This is a genomic window from Furfurilactobacillus milii (assembly GCF_021654115.1).
GTDB classification, from domain to species: Bacteria; Bacillota; Bacilli; order Lactobacillales; family Lactobacillaceae; genus Furfurilactobacillus; species Furfurilactobacillus milii.
Genome location: NZ_JAIWJF010000001.1, coordinates 525,234 through 547,975, shown reverse-complemented (window position 1 = coordinate 547,975; position 22,742 = coordinate 525,234). Strand labels below are relative to the sequence as shown.

Annotated in this window: 4 protein-coding genes; all 4 read right to left on the bottom strand. The window is 47.6% G+C overall.

The window, feature by feature from the left end:
• Positions 1-159: 159 nt before the first annotated feature.
• Positions 160-9,849, bottom strand: coding sequence for a KxYKxGKxW signal peptide domain-containing protein (locus tag LDK34_RS02240; RefSeq protein WP_236941415.1), 9,690 nt, complete (start codon positions 9,847-9,849; stop codon positions 160-162).
• Between the two features lie 582 nt (positions 9,850-10,431).
• The gene (locus tag LDK34_RS02235) at positions 10,432-12,402 is read right to left on the bottom strand and encodes a coiled-coil domain-containing protein (RefSeq protein ID WP_236941414.1); all 1,971 of its coding nucleotides are present in this window, start codon (positions 12,400-12,402) and stop codon (positions 10,432-10,434) included.
• Positions 12,403-12,632: 230 nt separating this feature from the next.
• Positions 12,633-15,761 carry a beta strand repeat-containing protein gene (locus tag LDK34_RS02230; RefSeq protein ID WP_236941413.1) on the bottom strand — a complete coding sequence of 1,043 codons (3,129 nt, stop codon included), beginning with the start codon at positions 15,759-15,761 and terminating at the stop codon, positions 12,633-12,635.
• A 147-nt stretch (positions 15,762-15,908) separates the two neighbouring features.
• Positions 15,909-22,700, bottom strand: a complete 6,792-nt coding sequence (locus LDK34_RS02225) for a KxYKxGKxW signal peptide domain-containing protein (protein WP_236941412.1) — start codon at positions 22,698-22,700, stop codon at positions 15,909-15,911.
• Positions 22,701-22,742 lie beyond the last annotated feature (42 nt).

Sequence of the window (22,742 nt, the reverse complement as noted above, 5' to 3'; positions counted from 1 at the left end):
TCGCATCAAACGCCTTAGTAGACGTTAACGATGTCACTACATTGACGTTTGAACATTTTGACTTGCCGTCATCTATTCAAGAGACTTTACTCGAAAATCTCCTCAATAGATGGCGGGAAGCCAAATTGCTTTCCGTCATCTTAAATGCACGTTCACTTACTACTTTTGTTCATCAGTGTCTGAATTATCAACTTCGTGCTTGCGACGTTTGCCAAGCAGCATTGCTGAACCGGCGGCTAACGTTGCCACACCAAGCAATCCCATAACACCAGCAGATGATTCGTTGGTATCCGGTAATGTGTTAGCGGCAGCAGTTGCTTTGTTCTCAGGAACATTTCCGTCTGCTTTGGTAGATACTTGCGCATCCTTCTTAGCAGTTGGAGCCGCGAGCGTTGTCGTCTTAGTTTCAGGTTCTAACTTAGCAGTTGCGTTTGCCAATGGTTGAGCGATAGCTGGCTGAGTTGTGGCTGCAGTAGCTTTCTGAGTAGCTGGTGCCACCGTTTCACTAGGTTGTTGAGCAGCACTGGAACCGTTAGTTTGAACACCATTGACGCCCGATGCACCGTTAGTTCCGTTAGTACCATTGATGCCGTTAGTACCAGTTGTACCGTTGAGTCCATTAGCTCCGGCGACTCCATTAGTACCGTTGGCTCCGTTGCTACCACTTGTGCCATTAGTACCATTCAATCCGTTGGTGCCGTTAGCTCCGGCTGTGCCATTGGTGCCGTTTGACCCATTGAGGCCGTTAGTGCCAGCTGTACCATTAGTACCATTAGCTCCGTTCGATCCGTTGGTACCGTTAGTGCCAGCTGTGCCATTTGAACCGTTAGTTCCGTTAGTACCGTTTGAGCCGTTGGTGCCATTCGAACCATCAGACCCGTTAGTCGTGCCTGTCGAACCAGATCCGGCAGAAGTCGTGTTGTCGTAGTAGTCCTTTGGATCTACGGTTGTTTCCCGTGCATCAACCAGGGACCTGAACAACTTAACTTGGCCAGTCGGGTCAACAGTCGTTGCAATATCACCTTTGTTAGGACCTGCAACAGTGACGCTACCATCTGGATCAACCGTGACAGCCTGACCATTTAAGGTTGCAGTACCACCAGCAGCTGGGAATACTTGCGTGCCAACGACTTTCCCTGTGGCGTCAGTAGCCGTTGCGGTCGTAGTACCATCAGGATTCTTAGCAAACGTAACGTTGGTGCCACTTGGATTGCTGATTGTTGAACCAGTTACCTTGTTTTCTGGATCACGATTGATTGTGACCGTACCAGCTGGTGTTGTCTTCACTTCTGTTGAACTGCCATCCGGTTTCTTGGTAACGACATCAATCACTTTGCCCGAAGCATCAGTAGTTGTCGTCGTTGTTGAACCGTCTGAATTGTGCGTAACCGTTGGTTCAGGGGTAGTCCCTGTTGAACCAGTGCTACCATCTGATCCGGTTGTCCCTGTTGATCCAGTAGTTCCAGTCGAACCAGTATTGCCATCTGACCCTGTTGTACCCGTCGAACCGGTGCTACCGCTGCCTGCGGCCGAAGTGTGGTCGTAGTAATTCTTAGGATCAACGGAAACTCCAGTAGCATCAACTAATGTCCGCGACAATGTGACTGCGCCTCTTGGATCAACGTTCGTGTTAATACTATCAGCGGCGGGACCGCCGACGGTCATAGTGCCATCACTACCGACCGTTGCAGTCTTGCCACCGACTGTAACTGTGCCGCCCTTAGCAGGAATTGTGGCAGTTCCAGTAACCTTACCCGTTGGATCGGTTGTCGTTGCTGTTGTTGTGCCGTCGCTATTCTTAACGAGCGCAACCTTACCACCGTTGCGGTCAGCAACTGTTGCACCAGTGACGTTGCCACTTGCGTCTTTATCAACAATTGTGTAACTACCATCATCATTGAATTGTTTGTCCGTGGAAGTACCATCGCTGTTCTTCGTTGCAATATCCGTGATGTTGCCATTGACACCCTTAGTCGTTGTGGTGACGGTCCCGGTCTTCGGATCTTTAGTAACCGTTGTGCTGGTACCATCACTATTCTGCGTCGTCTGGCTATCTGCGGCAGGCGTTCCTGTGGTTTCGGTATTGGTTACCTTACCGCTAGGATCCTTGGTCACAACTTGACTCGTACCGTCACTGTTTGGTGTCGTCGTAATGGATGAACCATCTGAGCCAGTTTGAACAGTAGATGTCGTATTACCATGAGGGTCCTTATTAACGGTTTCAGTACCGCCGCCTGAAGTTGGTGTGGTCGTTGTCGTGTTACCGCTTGGATCTTTAACAGTCGTTGAAGTGGTATTACCATTTGGATCCTTGGTAACCGTCGTCGTACCACCATCTGAAGTTGGTGTCGTTGTTGAAGTGTTTCCATACGGATCTTTGGTCGTTGTAGATGTCTCATGACCAGTTGGATCAGTCGTGACTGTCTTGGTGCCACCGCCGTCAGTCGGCATAGTCACTGAAACGTTGCCTGATGGGTCTTTAACTGTAGTCGACGTGGTATTGCCGTTTGGATCCTTGGTAACCGTCTGTGTGCCGCCATCGGAAGTTGGCGTGGTTGTAGATGTGTTACCCTTCGGATCCGTTGTGGTTGTGGATGTTACCTTACCAGTTGGGTCCTTTGTAACAGTCTGCGAACCACCGTCTGAAGTTGGCGTAGTTTCAACAGTCGAGCCATTCGGATTCTTGACGTCAGTGGAAGTAACGTTACCATTTGGATCTTTAGTGACTGTTTGGCTGCCACCATTGGCTGTTGGCGTCGTCGTCTTAGTCGCGCCTGATGTCGTGGTATCCACGGTCGAGATCAGCTTGCCATTAGGATCCTTATTAACCGTTGTGCTGCTACCATCCGAATTAGGTGTCGTCGTGCTGGTGTTGCCAAACGGATCTTTAGTGACAGTTGAGATAACGTTGCCCTTTGAATCCGTAATTTGTGTCTTTGTACCGCCATCAGAGGTTGGCGTTACCGTTGTCACCTCTCCGGTTGTCGGATTGGTCGTTACTTTAGACGTGACATTACCGTTAGCATCCTTATCAACCGTTGAAATCGTCTTACCACTAGGATCAGTCGTGACGATTACTGTTGAACCATCGCTGCCAACCGTTGTAGTAGTCGTTTCACCAGTTGGTTTCTTAACTGACGTGCTAGTCGTTTTACCACTTGCGTCAATGTTTGTGGTCGTCACAGTACCATCTGAGCCCGTTTCAGTGACAACTTTGCTGCCATCTTTAGCAGTTTGTGTCGTGGAAATGACCTTACCAGATGGGTCCTTAGTAGTTGCTGTAGTAGAGCCATCGGAATTCTTAACAGTCGTGGTCGTGTCACCATTAGGCAATGTTGTTGTCGTGCTACCATCTGAACCTGTTGTGGTCGACCCTGTGTTGCCGCTATTACCGCCGGTCGTTGTGGTAGAAATGACCTTGCCACTGGCGTCTTTCTTCACTACAGTGTCGGTGCCATCACTGTTTGGCGTGGTAGTCGTCGAACTACCGTCCTTGCCAGTAACTGTTGTTGCAGTTACCTTGCCAGTGGCGTCCTTAGTAACAACGGTTGTGCTGCCATCACTAGCAGGTGTAGTAACTGTTGAACTGCCATCAGGTTTCTTTACCGTTGTTGAAACAACCGTCCCTTGAGGATCCTTGGCCGTAATTGTTGTGCTGCCATCTGAACCAGCCGCTGTTGTCGTGGTATTACCAGCTGGATCCTTAATCGTTGTTGAGATCGTCTTACCAGCCGGATCCACAGTGGTTGTCGTTGTTGACCCATCTGAGCCAGTCGTAGCTGTGACTTTATTACCGTTTGGATCAGTTGTTGCTTTGGAAACAATGTTGCCGTTAGCATCCTTGGTAACAGTTGACAGTGTGTCGCCATTTGCATTCTTGGTGACCACAACGCTGCCGCCATCACTCGTTGGCGTCGTTGTAACCGTTCCGCCATCACTCGTCGGAACAACAGTAGATGTAACCTTACCGTTGGCATCCTTTGTAACGGTCGATAACGTCTTACCAGATGGATCCTTAAAGACCGTCTGGCTGCTGCCATCACTCATTGGCGTCGTTGTTGCTGTGTTACCAAACGGATCAGTGGTCGTAGTCGAAATTACTTTTCCAGAAGCATCCTTGTTTACACTCGTAGATGATCCATCTGAATTTGGCGTTGTTGTGACACTTGTGCCATCAGCATTCTTCTTGGTTTCGGATACTAACTTACCCTGAGGATCACGTTGCGTAGTGGTCGTTGAACCATCACTGTTTGGAATGACTGTCGTCGTGCTACCATCAGATCCGGTCGTTGTTGTCGATACCGTCTTACCAGCAGCATCGGTCACAACTGTTGTGCTGGATCCGTCACTATTTGGCGTCGTTGTTGCTGACGTTACAACCTTGCCAGCCTTATCCTTATTAACAGTGGTACTTGAGCCATCAGAGTTTGGTGTAGTCGTGCTGGAACTGCCATCAGCATTAGTCTTGACCGTGGAAATAGTCTTCCCGTCTTTATCAGTGGTAACAGCAGTTGTTGAACCATCACTGTTTAATGTTGTCGTTACTTTGTTACCGTTAGCATCTGTACCAGTTGTGCCGGTTGAACCAGTCGTGCCACCGGTACTTGGCGTCATCGTTGTGTAGGCCGTCTTAGCGGTATCGTAACCGGTTGACGCTGCGGTGGCACTATCGTTAGCAGCTTTCAAATTGGCTGCAGCCTTTGCAGCAGCTTCACTGGCAGCAATTGCGTTTGATTGTGCGTTAGCTGGCGCTCCAGCTACGTTTGCAGCAGACTGAACATCGCTAGCTGCACTGGCTGCAGCCTTAGTAGCTGTGTCAGCAGCTGATGCTTTCGTCTTAGCATCAGATAATGCTGCACTGGCTGCACTTAATGCTGCACTGGCTGCACTTTGATTACCGGCGGCAATTGCGGAAGTAGCTGCAGATGTCTGTGCGCTAGCCGTTGACGCCGCGGCACTAACAGCAGCGGTTGCTGCATTTGCCTTAGCTGCTAGGTAACCTGCTTGAACTGCTTGCGCAGCATTAGCTGCTTCAGCAGCGGCGGCTTGAGCTGTGGCAGCGTTCCGTGTTGCCTCTTGAGCTGCAGATGTCGCGGTTTGAGCAATTGCTTTAGATTCTGTCGTGTTGGCTGCAGTCGCGGCAGACTGAGCAGCACTAGCAGATAGTGAAGCAGCTTTCGCTTCATTAGCAGCCCGCATTGCATTCGCAGCCGCTTGGGCAGCTAATTCTTGGGCTTGCGTTGCTTTAACGGCAGCCGTTAACAAATTGTCGCTGGCATCGGAGCCCTTTGAAGCCAAATCATTGGCCGCAGAGGCTGCCAGACTGGCTGCACTGGCAGCGTCCTTAGAAGCCGTTGCGCCACTAGTGGCAAGCGTTGCATCGCTGTTCGCGTTAGCAGCCATTGAGGTTGCATCACTAGCGGCATTGTTTGTCGTAGTCGCAGCGGTGACAAACTGAAGAGCACTTGTTGCATCTAACAATGCATTTGTTGCGCTGGTAATTTGATCGGCTGTTGCACCTGAATTTTGATCAACTGCGTGTGCTTGATCCAAAGCTGTTTGTAGATTGCTCCAACTGGTTGGCGTGTATTTTGAAGCATTACCTGCCAATGGGGCTGCCTTAATTGCGTCTTCAAGACCTGACTTGGATAACGTGATTGCCGTCATTGCAGCATCCAACTTTTTGAGTGTTTCATTAACAGTTGTCTGTGTCGCTGTCTTATCGGCCGTTACTGTTTTCGCATCGCTCAGTGCTCCGGCAAGTGTTGACCACTGAACATCGGTGGTGTGTGGATAACTACCTTGCTGTTGTGAAACTGTGTCTGCAGTTGCGATTGCAGTATTCAAAGCATCTTTATTGGCTTCAACATAGATAGGGTCGGAAACGTTCGTGTTCAAGTTAGTCAGCTGAACCCCAGTCGGTTGCACTTCGTTATTTCCTGAGATAATCCCGACTGAGACGTGAGCCGTTGCTTCAACATACTTACCCGCTGTTAAAGGTGTCCCAACTTGAGTTGTCCAAGTACCATCTTTGGCAACCTGAGTCGTCGTTTGCGCGTTAACCGAACCATCTGGGTTATAAACCGTGACACTAACGGTGTAAACATTTAAATCGTCAGACGATGGTTTATTCATTGTGATAGACGCAGCAGCTTCAGAAGATTTCGTAATTGTGGAAATTAAACTAGAAATTGTCCCAGAAATAGTACTTGAACCAACCTTAATGTCATTTGGATTAACATAAACATACGGTGTTTGCGCCGCTGGAACACTGGCACTAGCATAGCCTAATGTACCCTGTGAAACGTAACCATTAATCGTGTTGACACGTTGAATTTGAGCCGTAATCTGATCGCCAGTATTAATATTTAATCCAGTCGTCGTGGTCCCTACAGTGTTTCCAAAGCTGGCAACAAAAGTTCCGTCAGACTTATTAATATTTGCCGTCGTGGTTGCCCCAGTGGTCGTGTCAGTAAAGACAACTTGGTAAATATCACCGGGCATATCTGTCGATGTATCGAGGGTTACTTTACCAGTAATGGTGTTGGTCCCTTGGACAACTGCGGAGGTTAAATTATCGGTAGCTACAAATTGTGGTACCAACTTCTGAGTCTGATTAATTAACGTGGCTGGACCAGCGGCTGCAGACGTTGAGTAGTTAGATTGTGGCGTGTTCGGTGTGATTGAACTATCTGAAATAGTGGCAAACGCGTTTTCAAGATTCTTGCTGGACGCCGGTCCTAAGCTGACAGCACCAGTAAGTCCATTGATAACAGTACGATACGTAACATCATTAAGTGTTTGATCGCCTGTAATACGCGGTAAATACTGATTTGTTTCGTTCGACCATGTTCCAATATCCAGCGTAAAATAGTATTGTACTGAAGGAAGTGCGGAAATAGCTGATAAGTTCTTCGAAACAAGCGTCAGCACCGGCTGACCAAACGTGTTGTAACTAACCCGAAGTATAAAGTCGCCATTTGCAAGGGCCGTTGTTAATGGTTCCTTGTTGTCTGGATTTAGTCCATCTTGTAATACATTCGTTCCTGTTCCGAGTGAACTAATACTAGACTTTAAAACATATGCAAGATTGACATACTTTTGCCAATTAGTTGTTTTAAAAAATGGTGCTAGGCTAATTGGTAATGTCCAAGTTGACGTAAAGCTTGGAGCTACATTCACTCCAACAAAGTTTGTCGAACCTCCAAATGTTATCGTGCTACCATTAACAATGCTGACCGTATCAAAACCGCGACCTGGCACACCAAGCGCCCCTGTAGTTGAAATATTGTTCACTGAACCGTTGTATGAACCGCCACTAGCTTTAAACGGAGCGACTAAGTTATTTTGGTAAAAGACTAAATTATCACTGGCTTTCTGCATTGCTGTGTTATCCATGCTTGCGCTATCAAGTAGCTTCTCTGCAACAGCCAAGGCAATTGCGAATGTTTGATACGTGTCAACTGAATAGTTTGATTCAGATGTAACCGCGCTTTGAGCTTTTTTAACTGCCGCCGATAATGCCATTTTGGCAGTGGAAATCGTTTTGTTTGCTGGTGTTGCCGCCCATAATGCATCTCGTAATGAATCAGCATCGGACTGTAATGAAGCAGCAGTTGAATCATCATAAAGTGCACCTTTGGCTTTGCTGAGTGCACCTGTCAGAGTGGCAAATGTATCAGCTGTATAATCGCCTGCGGAAAGGGTATCAGCAGTTTGAATATATTTATTCAAGTTGTTCCACGCAGAATTAGTAGCCGTAGTCAATCCATTAATTGCAGATTGAATAACATTAGTAGCCTGATTCAATTGATCGGGTGTGCTGGTGGCAAGAGGAGTCCCATCACTTGCCAACAAGGTCTGTGCGGCAGAAATGGCATCCTTTAAAGATTGTGTACTTTGTGAACCATACGCACTACCTGAACCTTCTTCCAGTAATTGATCACCACCTGCAATTGCATCACTCAAAAGAAGATTCGTTGCCTTTGTCGTCAATAAGTTTTGGTACGCCTGCTGAAGAGTATAGCTGGAAATACTAATCTGGTCCGGGGTAGCCGCACCATTGTTCATAACTGCTTTAGCATAAACATAAGCACTGGCAAATGTGTCCCAACTACTCTTAGTGTATGCGGCATATGCATAATTAGTCTTGGTAGCATCAGCTGTTTGGTTAGCGTTATATGTAACGCTAGTTGTATTAAGGACGTTTTGTAATGAAGACAATGAACCGGAGGGAATCAAAGCCTCTAACGCCGTTTGTAAATTTTGTGTAGCTGTTTGAATGTCCTGTGCTGCAGAAGCTGCCAAAATCCTCTGGGCGGCGTTTTGAGCCGTTTGTAAATTTTGAATAGACGCAACTGTATAGGACCCAGAATTATTCAGCTTAGTCGCTGCACTACTCATTACATTTCCTAATTGAGTGAACAATACAGATGATTTGTTGAGTTCAAGGCCAGCTGTTGCGTCAGTTAATTTCTTGTACAAAACAGAGAATGTGTTCGCTGTAGTTGCAGAATCAGACAGACCCGCATTGGCAGCAGACAAGGCATCTGTGTACGTCTTCCAAGCAGCCGTTGTGTATTCAGAAGCTGTTGTATTTGCGTATTTTGTTTGATCAGCACTGATTGTGTTTTGAAGTTGTCCTTGACCGCCAGCCCCCAAGTTAGGAATCAGACTATCAATAGCAGCCTGAATTTGCTGTTGGGCTGATTTGAGCGCTGTCTTTGCTGCCGATTGCGTCATACCGTTAGCATTAGCTAATGCTGTTTGCAACAACGAATATGAAGCATTAGTGTAGTCGGCAGATTTTTCAGCCTGAGCTGCGGCTAACACCTTACTGTAATCAGTCCATGCTTGATTAGCAGCCGTGCTAGTCGTTGCAGCCGAAGTCACGTCCGCTGAGGTAGTAGCATCACTGCTAACTGCCGCATCTTTCTGGGTAATTTCTTGTGGTGTGCCAGTTTCGGCAAATGCTGCTAAGGCTGCTGACTTGGCGTCCGCAACCTGTTGACTAGTCGCATTGTCGGGTAAAGTGGTCACCTGTTTAGTCGGCGCTGTGGAAGCCGCTGATGTTTGTGATGTTACTGTTGATGTATTTGTTGCTGCGGAGGCAGGTACGGTCGACGTCTGCGCAGTACCACTAGTTTGACTTGTGGTTGATGCCGCAGCTGTCGACGTTGTTGTATTTTTAGCTTGGCTTGTGGTCTGATCAGTCTTTGTTTGACTTGATACAGATGCTGACGCAGTTGACGTTTGTGTATCCTTTGCAACACTTGTCGCAGAGGCAGGCGCTGTCGATGCTTGAGCATCCTTCGTAGCACTTGCTACGGATGCAGGTGACGTGGATGTCTGAACATCCTTCACCTGACTGGCTGTAGATGTAGTCGATGTTTGTGCTTCACTTGCTTGACTCGTCACAGATGTCGGCGCAGTTGATGTTTGTGCGGTCTGTGTTTTGCCTGCTACAGAGCTAGGTGCAGTTGACGCTTGTGAATTCGTCGTTTGCGCAGAAGCTGTGCTGGTCTTTACAGACGACTGACTGGCTGCTACGGATGCAGGTGCAACTGATGCTGGCGCAGCACTTGCTGTGGCATTTGTTTGTGTAACGCTCGTTGAAAATTCCAACGGTGCATTCGTTTGCTTCGTTGCGTCTGTTTGTGGATCAGCAGTAGCGCTACCATTACTGCTGGTTGCATCGGCCTTTGCGGCTTGTTCACCACCGGCTAAGAGTCCGCCGAACGTAAAAACAGTAATACCGGCAAACAGCCACTGCTTGCCCGCTTTATACATTTTATAGTGTTCTTTCGTACTTGTTATTGTGTCTGCAATCTCTTCATTCTTACGTGACATTTTCAACAACCCCCCTGAAATTAAACACTGATAAAGCAACTAAAAAACAAATATGGATAAAATCAATCTGGCATTGGATGCAAATAATATAAAATAGTTTATTAAATATGTTTATTAATGTTATATCCCGTTATTTGTCAACCCAGTATACTATTGCTCGTAAATAAGTCGCCTTTTTTTCATTAAAATTCATCCCCTCGATTGATTTCAAACAGAGTGTAGCACGCAAATGGTCTACTTGTACAACTATAATTTATGCCGAAAACACAATATTAATAAACACGTATGTACAATTGGTATACCAATAATATTGTGTGTCAGCTAAATCAATTGTGCACCAGGTAATTACGAATTTAAGCCGCTTAACTAACTTATTTTAAAATCGGTTTAGAACACAGACTAGATTATTCACTAAAGTGTTTTAATTTTTGGATCATTACCGAACTAATATCAAATAAAAATGCCGACTATTAAACCGAAATATGGATAATATCAAACTTTAACCACTTAATAAATGATCGACAAAAAAGGAGTGCTCACAATGAGCACTCCCTTTTAAAACCTATTTTCACTTCATTGAAACTAGCCTACTTTAGGAATATAAATCCGGGTTTTAACCTTCTTTTGTTTCGGCTTTGGCGTTACTAGTCCCGTTGGGTCAACAACTTGGATGTGCATGTCGCGATTCAGCCGGTCCATTAACGACTGATGAACCTGCTCGTTGCTGACCAACACATTATTAATTGGTGAATCATCCGCAATGATCGCATCTATCAATGAGGTATCTGCAGTTGAACTGATCAGAGGAACCAATTCAAATTTGCGGGCACTGTCATTTAATAGCCGTTTGAAAAATGGTGCTTCGGTTCCAATAATCAGAGAATCTTGGCATGAAGTTAGTGCATGAGAAATTAACCACCATTCATAAAAAGATGCCTCACTATCAAAAGCATGTTCCACGATCTTTGCATCCTCAGTGGATTGAACCACTACATGATCCGGAAAGTAGACCTTTTCAAGGGCCACACTGTGATCTGGCCGGTAGTAAATCTCCGAAGCAGCTTTAGTAGCGTCATGTGGATCGGCGTATTGCGTGGCTAATAACACATTTTTTGAGTCATAAATGGCCATCTTGTAAAGCTGCTCATCCTGATAGTACATCACACTAGACAGTGAACGATCCGTGCGGTACTGCAAGGTGACGACTTGCGAACTTGTTTTAGACTTGATCTTTTCTGGTTGTTCCCGAGTGCCTTCCTCCACTTGCCAATCCTGCGCTTGATCCAGCGGCAACACAATGTCTGTTTGATGAGGCTGACGACGACCCTCATGTTGCATGGCCAAGTACGGATTCATCAAATCATGGGCGTGCCGCAAAATCCCCTGACTTTGGTAGGTGGCCCAAATCGTGCCTAGCTCACGGTTAAAATCAGTTGTTAGAATATCGTATTGCGTCCGCGTGTTATCGAAAAGCTGGTCGATGCGTTGCAAACTGAATTCACCGTTAAGCTGGCCCAGTGGTAGCAACGTATTAGAATACAAAACATAGTGACGTTTTGGATCAAAGTTATACGTATCAATGACCTTAGTGGAGTTAAAATAAAATTTCATCCGGTCTGCCAGTTCATCGAAGCTCTGGCTCAATACATTCTTTTGTGATCGCAGTTCGCCAAGTTTTTCATCATCTTTCGACAGTTGGGCTTGCTGATCTGACAATTGTGTCGTCAGCACCTCAACTTGATGTTTCAAATCAATGATTTGTTGATTATCGGCAGCTTGTTGAGTTGCTGAACGTACCTGTTCCTGTAGCTTATTAATAGTTGTTTGCTCTTGAGCAACACTAGTGTTTAAGCCGCTTAAAGTCAGCTTAAGATCATGGTCTTGCGCATTAATTGCCGTGATCTGTTGTCGTTTATCATTAATTACAGACATCATGTCCGTCAAGTTCGACTGAGTGTTGATTGCACCAATTAACGTGTGCTCTTGGTCACTCAATGACTGCCGTTCCTTTTTCACCGTGGCCAGCTGTGCCTGCAACATTCGTAGCGTTCGGGCATGTTTATCGCAGGAATTCTGTAATTCTTGACGATGCGCATCATTTTGTTTAATCTGCGCCAGCAAAGCCGTTCGCTTAGCTTGCAGTTTACCAAACGTCTCAAAGTGCGCGTTCCGCTGCTCACTGGCGACTTCATACAACTGATTGACGCGGCGAGATTGTGATCGCAATAAATCCTTTTCCGTCAATAACTTAGAGCGTAGGTGTCCACGGGCAGTGCCATACTGCTCATTTAATTGGTCCACTTGCTGTTCAAGCTGCTGGCGCTCCTCAACCGCTGTCTCCAGTGATTGCGCATCATCGTGATTAATCTCGGCAGCTACTGCATCCTGCTTATCTTCTTGACCATCTTGGAGTTGGGCTGTTGTGTGGATCACCGTCTTTGTGGCTGTAGCAGATTGACTACCCGCTGTTGAATTAGAACCCTTCGCTTTAATCACTGATTCATGACGATGTGCTGGCACCGTCGTCTGTTTTTTTCCACCAAACAACTTCATGAAACCCTGCCCCCAGTCTATCGTTAAATGTTCATTTCGTTGTTCTGTTTGTGCGAATTCATTAGTTGTTTACTCGATGAACTTTGTCATCTATTCAGGGGACTTTCGTTTGAAAATCCCCTCAATAGGTGACGGGAAACAATTGTGCTTCCCATCATCTAATTCATTCAGAGCCTCATATTGGTGCAGGACCAATAACCTAGGCTCTTTTTGGACACTAATCTCGTTGCTTAATGACGTTTGTCAGTGACCGTTTCTAACGCTCCGTGCTTACGCCGCTTGGACATGTACATTGCCGATCCAGCAGTCAATCCTGCTACACCAAGCAAGCCCATGACACCTGCGGTACTCGTGTTTTCACCAGTATCAGGTAAAATGCCATCTGTTGTAGGACTCGTTGACGGCGTTTCACCCTTCATGCCATTGGTAACAGTCGATGTCGAACCACTGTTCAAACGCATCGTTGACGTCATTGGCGTCCCAACAGTTGTATTCGCAAGTGGTTGTGCAATAGCATTACCATTGCCTTTAACCGCCGTGTTCGTTGTGCGGTCACCAGTTGTCGGAGCAACAACCGATGATGGCGTAGCAAACGTTTCACCATTAGCGCGCTGTTGAACAGCGGCAGTTGAAGTTGGACCAGCACTGACCGTGTTCGGTTGAGGTGCGTTTGAACTAGCAGCACTTGTTGTCGCATTGTTCGAAGGAGTCTTAGTTGCATCATTTGAACCGGTATTAGCCGTCGAACCAGCATTGCGAGTTGGTGCACCAGAGCCGGCGTTATTTCCCGTTGAACTAGTGGCGTTAGACCCGGCACTAGTTGAACCAGCAGCACTAGCCCCGTTCGAGCCAGCTGCACCGTTGTTTGTCGTGCCAGTTGAACCAGCACCGGTGAAACCGCCAGTCACTGCGCTAGAACCAGTGTTAGTAGCGCCTGTCGAACCCGAACCAGGTGTATTACTGCTATCACTGCCGGCTGTACTACCACTCTTTGGCGCAGTATTGTCGTAGAAGTCCTTTTTCGTAACAGAGACACCAACGGCATCAACCAGTTGTTTGAACAGTGAAACTGTCCCATCTGGATTAATCTTTGTGCCAACACTACCTTGAGTTGGTCCATCAACGGTCATGGTACCGTCTGAATCAATCGTGATCGGTACGTTGCCAACCGTTGCACTACCACCATTCTTAGGAATCGTCGCAGTGCCAGTAACTTTGCCGTCCTTATCGGTAGTCGTTGCAGTTGTCGTCCCATCAGCATTCTTCGTTAACGTGACAGTTGAACCATCGCTGCCCTTAAGCGTCGCACTGGTAACGGCTTTCGTTGTTGGGTCAGTCGTTACACTAACTGTGCTGCCATCAGGATTTGTCTGAACCGTTGTCTTCGGTTTCGTGTTGTCGTAGAAATCATCCTTGCTGACAAACGTTGACACTGGATCAACCATGCTCCTGAACATTGCGATGGTGCCATCGGGATTTACCTGGGTTGTCACGCCATTTGGTGTTGTTGGGTGAGCAGTCAACGTGCCATCCGAGCCAACACTAACGGGTACATTGCCGACCGTCGCATCCCCACCGTCTTTAGGAATCGTCTTAGTATCAGTTACTTTGCCATCTTTATCGGTGGCAGCTACCGTTGTTGTCCCATCCGGATTCTTAGCAAACGTTGTCTTGGAACCATCGGTCGCGCCAAACGTTGCACCCGTGACATTCTTACTTGGATCACGGTCGACAATGGTGTAACTACCGTCAGGGTTAAACTGCTTGTCAGACGTGCTGCCATCTGGGTTCGTTGTTAGCTCTTTGGTAACGTTTCCGTTTGGTCCCTTCGTTGTTTGAACAGTACCTTTGCCGTCTGTTGTCGGCGTTGTAATCGTCTGTTTGCCAGTCGTTGGGTCCGTCGTCGTGGACGAAATCAAATTGCCAGCTGGATCCTTCTTGACCACAGTTGTAGTGCCATCACTATTTGGCGTCGTAGTCGTTGTATCACCATGTGGATCCGTGACTGTTGAGGAGATTGGCTTACCAGTTGGATCAGTGGTGGTAGATGTTGAACCGCCATCTGACGTTGGTTTCGTCGTCGTGTTGGAAATCGGCTTACCATCAGAACCAGTCGTCTGACTCGTCGTGCCACCGTCACTTGTTGGCGTGGTGACCGTCGTTTCACCAGTCTTTGGATTTGCCGTCGTAGTCTTGATTGGCTTGCCACTTGGATCTTCGATCACGTCTTTGATGACGTTGCCCTGTGGATCCTTTGTCACAATTTCTTGACCGCCATCTGATGTTGGCGTGGTCGTGATGGTGTTGCCAGTCTTTGGATCGGTGACCACCGTCTTGATTGGTTTGCCATTTGGATCCTCAGTAACCGTCTTAATCACGTTGCCTTGTGGGTCCTTCGTCACAATCTGTTTGCCGCCATCCGATGTTGGCGTGATGGTATCCGTGTTAGCGGGATTATCTTTATTCGGTGTGGTCGTGGTGGTATTACCAGTAACCGGATCCGTCTTACTATCAGAAATCACTTTTCCGTTAGCATCCGTGATGGTCGTGCTGATGACCTTGCCGGTACCGTCTGTGACAACCGTCTTACTACCGCCGCCACTCGTTGGCGTAACAGTTGTGGTGTCACCGGTCTTCGGATCCATGGTTTCCGTCTTAACGACATTGCCATTTGGATCGCGTGTAACCCGTTTGATTACGTTACCGTCAGCATCCGTCATTTCGGTGACTGTGCCACCATCAGAGGTCGTCGTGGTCGTTACCTTTTGCTTAGGATTCGTTGGGTCCGTAACCTGGTGACTGATGATTTGCCCATCAGAGCCGGTTGTTTGCGTAATGTGTTGACCGTCAGAGCCAGTCGTTTCGTGGGTAACATCACCAGTTGTCGGATCAGTCGTTGTCTTGTCAATTTGTTTGCCATCCTTATCGGTAATGGTCGTCGAAATTGTGTTGCCGTTTGGATCAGTGACAACTGTCTTAGATCCGCCATCACTCGTTGGCGTAACGGTCGTGGTATCACCGGTCTTGGGATCCGTGGTCGTCGTCGAAACAGTCTTGCCATTTGGATCCTTGACGACTGTTTGCTCGCCACCGTCAGTCGTTGGCGTCGTGGTAACCGTATTGCCAGTCTTGGGATCCGTGGTCGTGGACGAAATCAGCTTGCCAGTTGGGTCCTTGGTCGTTTCAGAAATTGTCTTACCACCGGCATCTGTTACGACTGTGTGTGTGCCACCGTCGCTTGTTGGCGTCGTCGTGGTGGTATCACCGGTTGCTGGATCCGTGGTGATCTCATTAGTCGTCTTGCCAGTTGAATCCTTGGTAACATCGGAGATCACCTTACCATTTGGATCGGTAACCACTGTATGAGTACCACCATCCGTTGTTGGAGTGGTAGTCGTGGTGTTGCCAGTCGTTGGATCAACTGTGCTCTTTGAAACCGGTTTGCCACTCGCATCCGTAATTGTGGTGCTGATTACTTTGCCGTTTGGATCAGTGACAACTGTCTTTCAGCCGCCGTCACTCGTTGGTGTTGTGGTGGTCGTGTCGCCAGTCGTCGGGTCAACAGTGCTAGTCGAAACTGGTTTGCCACTCGCATCTGTAATTGTGGTGCTGATCACTTTGCCATTTGGATCAGTAACAACCGTCTTCCGGCCGCCGTCACTCGTTGGTGTTGTGGTGGTCGTGTCGCCAGTCGTCGGGTCAACAGTGCTAGTCGAAACTGGTTTGCCACTCGCATCTGTAATTGTGGTGCTGATCACTTTGCCGTTTGGATCGGTAACCACCGTCTTCTGACCGCCATCACTCGTTGGCGTTACCGTCGTGGTGTCATGAGTCGTCGGATTAGTAGTGCTCGTTTCAATCGTCTTACCGGCTGCTGTCTTCTTAACGGTCTGACTGCCGCCATCACTGGTTGGCGTTGTCATCGTGGTGTTGCCAAACGGATCTTTAGTCTGGGTGGACGTTGTTGCACCGCTCTTGTCTTTGGTAACGGTGGTAACAGAACCGTCATCATTAGGGGTTGTGGTAACTGTCGAACCATCAGTATTAGTCACAACCTTCTGGGTTACGTTACCGGCGGGATCCTTCTTTGTTTCTGTGGAAGAACCATCTGAACCATACTTAACGTCATCCGTTGAACCATCTGGTTTGGTGGTTAACGTGTCAATAACTTTGCCATTTTTATCCTTCGTTGTGGTTGTCGTTGAGCCATCAGCGTTCTTTACAGTAGTTGTCTCACTGCCGTCACTATTTTCAACAGTGCCTGCACCAGGTGTCATATTGGTGTAACTGGTGTGCGCAGTCGTGTAATCAGTCGCAGCTTTATCAACATTAGTTTTAGCTGCTTGTAAGTTAGCGTCAGCATCTTTAGCTGCTTGTGCGGCAGCCGCTGCGTTCGTTTTGTCTGCATCCGTAGCATCAGCGCCACTGGCAGCGTCTGTTAACGCCTTTGCCTCAACGGTTGCTGTGCTTAAAGCGGCACTAGCCGCATTGTACTGGGCAGTTGCCTTGGTGTTATCCGCGCTAGCGGCTGATAAAGCGTCACTAGCGGCATCTTGATTGCCCTTAGTAATCTCTGCGTTTGCAGTCTTCAATTGCGCCGCGGCATCACTAGCCGCAGCACTGGCCGCAGCCGTAGCAACATTGGCTTTAGCTGCATCATAAGTTGCTTGGGCCGCCTTAGCAGCGTTTGTCGCTGTCTGTGCAGCCTTAGTGGCATCCGTAGCCTTCTGCATTGCTGCCGCAGCAGCTTCACTGGCTGACGTAGCCAGCGACTTAGCGACATCTGTGCCAGCCTTAGTAGCCGCAACGGCGGCATCACTGGCAGCGGCACTAGCTGCCGTAGCCTCGCTAGTGGCTTTTGCAGCATTACTAGTTGCTTGGGAAGCCAAGTTGGCTGCACTGGCAACATTAACAGCGTCACTAATCAATGCGTCTGTGGCGTCAGAACCAGCTTTAGTCAAGGCTGCAACATCCGCAGCAGCACTGTTAGCAGCAATTGCTGCGCTATTGGCATCAACCGCGTTGCTGTCTGCTGTCGTTGCGTCGCTAGTGGCGCTTGATGCAGCCGTGGTCGCCTTGGTAGCCGCTTCACTAGTTGCGGGATCAGCTGCTGTACCAGTATCAGTCATGGCTTCGGCAACCTTGCGCGTCGCTTGAACAGTCGCTTGAATCGCCGTCAAATCCTTCTGTGCGGCTACGGCAGCGTCACTGGCAGCCTTGTAAACATTCGCAGCATTCGTGGCAGCCGTCTTGTCGTTATCAGTAGCCGTTGGTAATGCTGCTGCCGCGCTCGTCGCATCAGCCTCTGACTGAGCGACTTTCAGGGCATCACTTGCTTGACTCAACGCTTTAGTAGCTTGGTTGACATCTGTGTCGGCCGCGCTTAATGCTGCCAAAGCAGAAGTTTTATCGCCTTTAGTAATTGCGTCGCTGGCCGCTGCATTTTGTTTTTGAGCGTCCTTAATCGCCGTGTTAGCAGTTGATGTTGCAATGTTTGCCCGAGCTGCGTCATAAGCAGCGGTGGCCGCAACCACAGCGTTCGCAACACTATTTGCAGCAACGGTGGCTGCCGCCGCGTTATCAACTGCTTTCTTCGCTGCCGTGGCAGCATCGTTAGCCAATGCCTTAGCTTCAGGCGTATTTGCAGCAACCGCGGCCGATTGAGCTTGAGCAGCAGCTGCTGAGGCCGCGTTGGCTTCGGCTGTCGCACGCTGAGCATTTAAGGCTGCCTGTGAAGCCAACCCCTTAGCCGTCGTGTAATTGATGGCCGCATTAATTAAATCAGTGGTTCCATCAGAGCCCTGGGCTGCTAACGAGGCGGCCTTAGCAGCTGCCGATGTAGCAAGATCCGCGTTCTCCGCAGCAGCGCTAGCATTGGCTGTCGCATTTTCAGCATCAGAATTAGCAGTCGTTGCGTTTGATGTTGCCTCACCAGCTGCCGTTCCCGTCGTTTGAGAAGCACTCATAAACTGCAAACCGTTAATTGCATCAAGCAATGTATTGGTAGCGTCAGTTATTTGTGTGGCTGTTAAGGCATCAGCCGGTTTAGCATCCAACAATGTCGCTGCTGTTAATGCAGATTGCATGTTGCTCCAAGTTGTCGGCGTGTATTTCTGGGCCTCGGTGGCTGCCGGGGCAGACTTGATGGCCGCTTCCAATCCGTTCTTTGATTTTGTGATCTGCGTAATTGCCGCATCCAAGTTCTTAACAGCTTCGTTAACGGCATCCTGGGTAGCCGCTTTATCGTTATTAACGGTTGTCGCTGCTGTCATCTGTTTGGACAAGTTAGCCCAGTCATCCTTAGTTGCAGTTGCGTACGCAGGATCAGCCATGCTGCCTTGAACCGTAGTGCCATCGGAAATGGCCGCGTTTAAGACATCTTTATTAGCTAATACATAAATGGAGTCAGATACATTGGTATCCAAATCAGTCAGTTGAACCCCAGTCGGTTGAACTGCGTTTGTTCCCGAAACAATACCGTGCAAAACATGCGCAGTTGCCTGAACATACTTACCAGCTGTTAAAGGTGTGCCGACAGTACTTGTCCATGAACCGTCTTTTTCAACCTGCGTGTTGTTAGAAGCATTTACCGAACCATCTGGGTTGTAAACCGTGACGGTAACGGTGTAAACGTTCATGTCGTTCGGTGAAACTTTCTTGTTTACTGCATCGGAAGCAGTAACCGTGGATGCAACCAAGCTTGAGATGGTCCCAGTAATCTTAGAGGAACCAACTTTAACAGTGTCGGAATCAACGTAAACAAACGGTGTCTGTGCTGATGGCACACTCGCAATTGCATAACCCATTGTGCCTTGTGAAATAGCACCACTAATTGTGTTGACCCGTTGGATGTAGGCTGTCACAACATCACCCGTTTGCACAGTGACACCACTCATCGTTGTGCCATCGTGTTGACCAAAGCTAGCTGTGTAATTGCCATTGCTATCAATGTTACCGACAGCAGTTGCAACTACTTGGTAAGCCGTGGACTTAGTGCCATCAGGGTTGGTGATCGTAACTTTCTTCGTATCATTAAAGACAACTTGGTAGGTGTCGCCAGGATCATCCGTCGTGTGGTCAACGGTCACATTATCAGTAATGGTGTTGGTCCCTTGGACAATGTCTGATGACACATTGCTTGTCTTAAACTGCGGTACCGCCTGTTGAACCAAGTTTTCTGTTGGTTCATTATCCGTTGATGTAAGGCCGACCATTGCAATACCGCCGCTGTTAGTCGCCGGATCTGGAATGGCTGAATTGGAGTAGTCATAACCGGCATTGGCAGGCGTAGTGTTGTTAGCTTCTGCAATTGCATAATGGTTGGCCAGCACAAAGGATGTCCCAACTTCGGAAAGGCCAGGTAGCCCATTAATATGTGATTCAGTGTAAACGGCATTATCCGATTGCGTTCCTGTTGTACGAGCTAAGTAATGCTGATCACCGGCTTTATGCCATGCTGGAATATCAATTTGGAACCAGAACTGATCGCTATTAGATGGGCCAGTTGTTGGCAATTTTCCAGTAATAATCGTCAAAACTGGTTGACCGTCTGCATTAAACGAAAGTGACAACTTGAAGTCTGATACTAAATCAGTCGAACTAGACAATTGGTGAGTATTAGCAAGAGCCTCCACCAAAGCAATGGCATTTTTGGGTTCAACAACATCGCTATTAACCGTTCCCGTGCCAATTTTTTGTGAACTTGCGCCACCTTTAACTTCTACGACATAAGCAACTTTCGTATAATCTTTCCAATTCGAAGTCTTAAAGAATGGCGTTAAGCTAGCAGGTAACTTAATTGTCGTAATAATTGTGCCGTTGCCTTTATACGTTTTATCAAACGAACTAACCGCACCGAAACTAATACTGTGGCCCGTATCGGTGGTGCTGACAGTGTCCCACTTGTCACCAGTAATCGTGCCATGTGTCCCTGTCAATGTGGCAGAATTTTGTGTTTGTTGCGCGTCAGTCAACAACAACAAGTTGTTAAAGTAGAATGGCAAGTCACTAATAGCCTGATTCAGTTTAACTGTGTCTAGGCTGCCTGTATCCATGAGATTGGTAGCGTTATCCAGAACAGACTTGTAAATACTGTAAGTTTCATTTGTATACAGACTTGGTGATTGCGCCACTTCATTGTTGAGAATCTGGCTTAACGTTGCACGTGCCGAAGCTGCAGCACTATCATTTGCAATGGTGCCCCAAATTGCCTTTCGCAAATTGGACGCATCCGTTTTAACTGAATCCGATGATGGTTCATCATACAGATCACTAACAGCATTAGACCGTGCATTCACCAGATTGGCATACGTTTTGCTATCAAAGTTAACCGGATTGAGTTGCTTGGAGTTATTAATCATTTTGTTCAAGTCGTTCCAAGCAGAATCCGAAACCGTTGTTAACTGGTTAACAGCATTTTGAACAGCATTTGTTGCACTCACTAACTGATCCGTTGTGGTTGTTTTCAGTGGATCACCATTTGAATCCAACAATGCTTGAGCAGATTGAACCGCCATGCTTAAGTTGTACGTACTGTCTGTGCTATAAGCACCACCGTTATTCTCAGCAAGTAATTGTTTGGCCCCAGTGATTGTCGTGTTCAAATCGTCTTGAGCTACTTGCTCACTAACCAGCTGCTGAGTGGCCTGTTTTAAATTAAAAATGGCGTTACTCAACTGATCCTGCGTTGCTGCATTGTTATTCATAACAGCTCGAGCGTAAACATAGGCACTGGTAAAGGCATCCCAACTAGCCTTTGTATATGCACTATAAGCGTAATTTGTTGCCGTTGCGTCAGAGGATTGAAAGTTCATATATGTGGACTTGGCAGTGTTCAATTGATCCTGCAAATTTTTCAATGAGCCAGCTGGAATCAATGCTGATTCAGCAGCGTTTAACGCCGTTAATGCATTTTGAATATCCTGGGCTGAACTAGACGATGTTAATTTCTGAGCGGTTGCTTGAGCCGTCTTCAAATTTTGAATCGAAGCGATCGTAAACGTGCCCGCATTATCAATCGACGTTGCTGCGCTGTTGAGTAAGGTAGTTAACTTACCAAACAAAACATCTGCTTTATTCAGCTCAAGGTTAGCTGTAGCATCATTAAGTTTTTTGCTCAGTACAGATAACGTGTTAGCAGTTGTTGCATTATTTGAGGCGCCAGACTCGGCAGCTGATAATGCATCCTGATATGCCTGCCACGTGTCAGTTGTGTACTTGGCTGCATCGCTAGTAGGATACTGATTTTGATCAGTTGCAATAAGCTTGTTTGTATCACCTGCCGCGTCAGCTCCAGGATTAGTAACGAGTCCGTCAAGTGCACTTTGAACTTGTTGCTGTGCCTGCTTCAATGCGACCGGTGAAGAAGTATCAGTTAAACTAGCTGCGTTGGCGAGTGCGGCATTAAGTTCGGCGTACGACGCACCTGTGTAGCGCGACCGAACGACCGCATTGGCCTGTGTAAGTACATTGCTGTAATTCGTCCATGCACTATTAGATGTTGCGCCAGAAGTTGTATCAGTCGTGGACGTGCCCGCATTACTGGTTGCGTCCATCTGAGTAATTTCCTGTGGTGTTCCGGTTTCTGCAAATGCCTTAAGCGCCGCCGCTTTTGCATCAGTAACCTGTTGACTTGTCGCACCATTTGGTAGGGCTGTAACTGTTGGTGTTTGATTAGTGCTCGTCACAGTTGCTTGTGAGTTGCCATTAATAGTTTCGCTCTGAGGCGCGATAGACGTAGCGGTTTGACTAGCAACTGGCGCAGTGGAGGCTGCACTTGTTGCTGTCTGAGGTGCCTGACTAGACTGATCAGAAGCCACTGAAGTGTTTTGTGCACTGACGGAGCTAACTGGTGATTGGCTAGTAACCGGTGTGGTCTTGATTTGTAATGGTTGTTGCGGAGCCTTACTGTTCTGACTAGCGGTTGCCTGTGAGACTGCCTGACTTGCTGAAGCAGTTGAAGTGGCTGTCGTGGCAGCATTAGTCGCTTGACTTGTCGGCGTCGTTGACGCAGACGCCGGCTGTTGTGCTGCACTGGCAGTCGTCTGGTTTTGCGTAACTGTCGTCGTGAATTCAAGTGGCGTATTGGTTTGCTTGGTGGCATCCGATTGTGGGTCACTCGGCGTACCATCATTTGCATCCGTTGCCGCTTCAATATTCTTTTCACCGTTGACTAAAAAGCCACCAAATGTGAATACGGTAATTCCGGCAAACAGCCACTGCTTACCAGACTTGTACATCTTGTAATGCTCTTTCTCACTTGTTATCGTATCTGCGATTTCTTTATTCCTGCGAGACATAATCAATACCCCCTTGAAAGCAAATCCAAATTGTAATTGATT

Bases quoted from the DNA above. Each gene is read 5' to 3' on its own strand.
- LDK34_RS02225 (WP_236941412.1), bottom strand. From the start codon at position 22,700: ATGTCTCGCAGGAATAAAGAAATCGCAGATACGATAACAAGTGAGAAA.
- LDK34_RS02235 (WP_236941414.1), bottom strand. From the start codon at position 12,402: ATGAAGTTGTTTGGTGGAAAAAAACAGACGACGGTGCCAGCACATCGT.
- LDK34_RS02240 (WP_236941415.1), bottom strand. From the start codon at position 9,849: ATGTCACGTAAGAATGAAGAGATTGCAGACACAATAACAAGTACGAAA.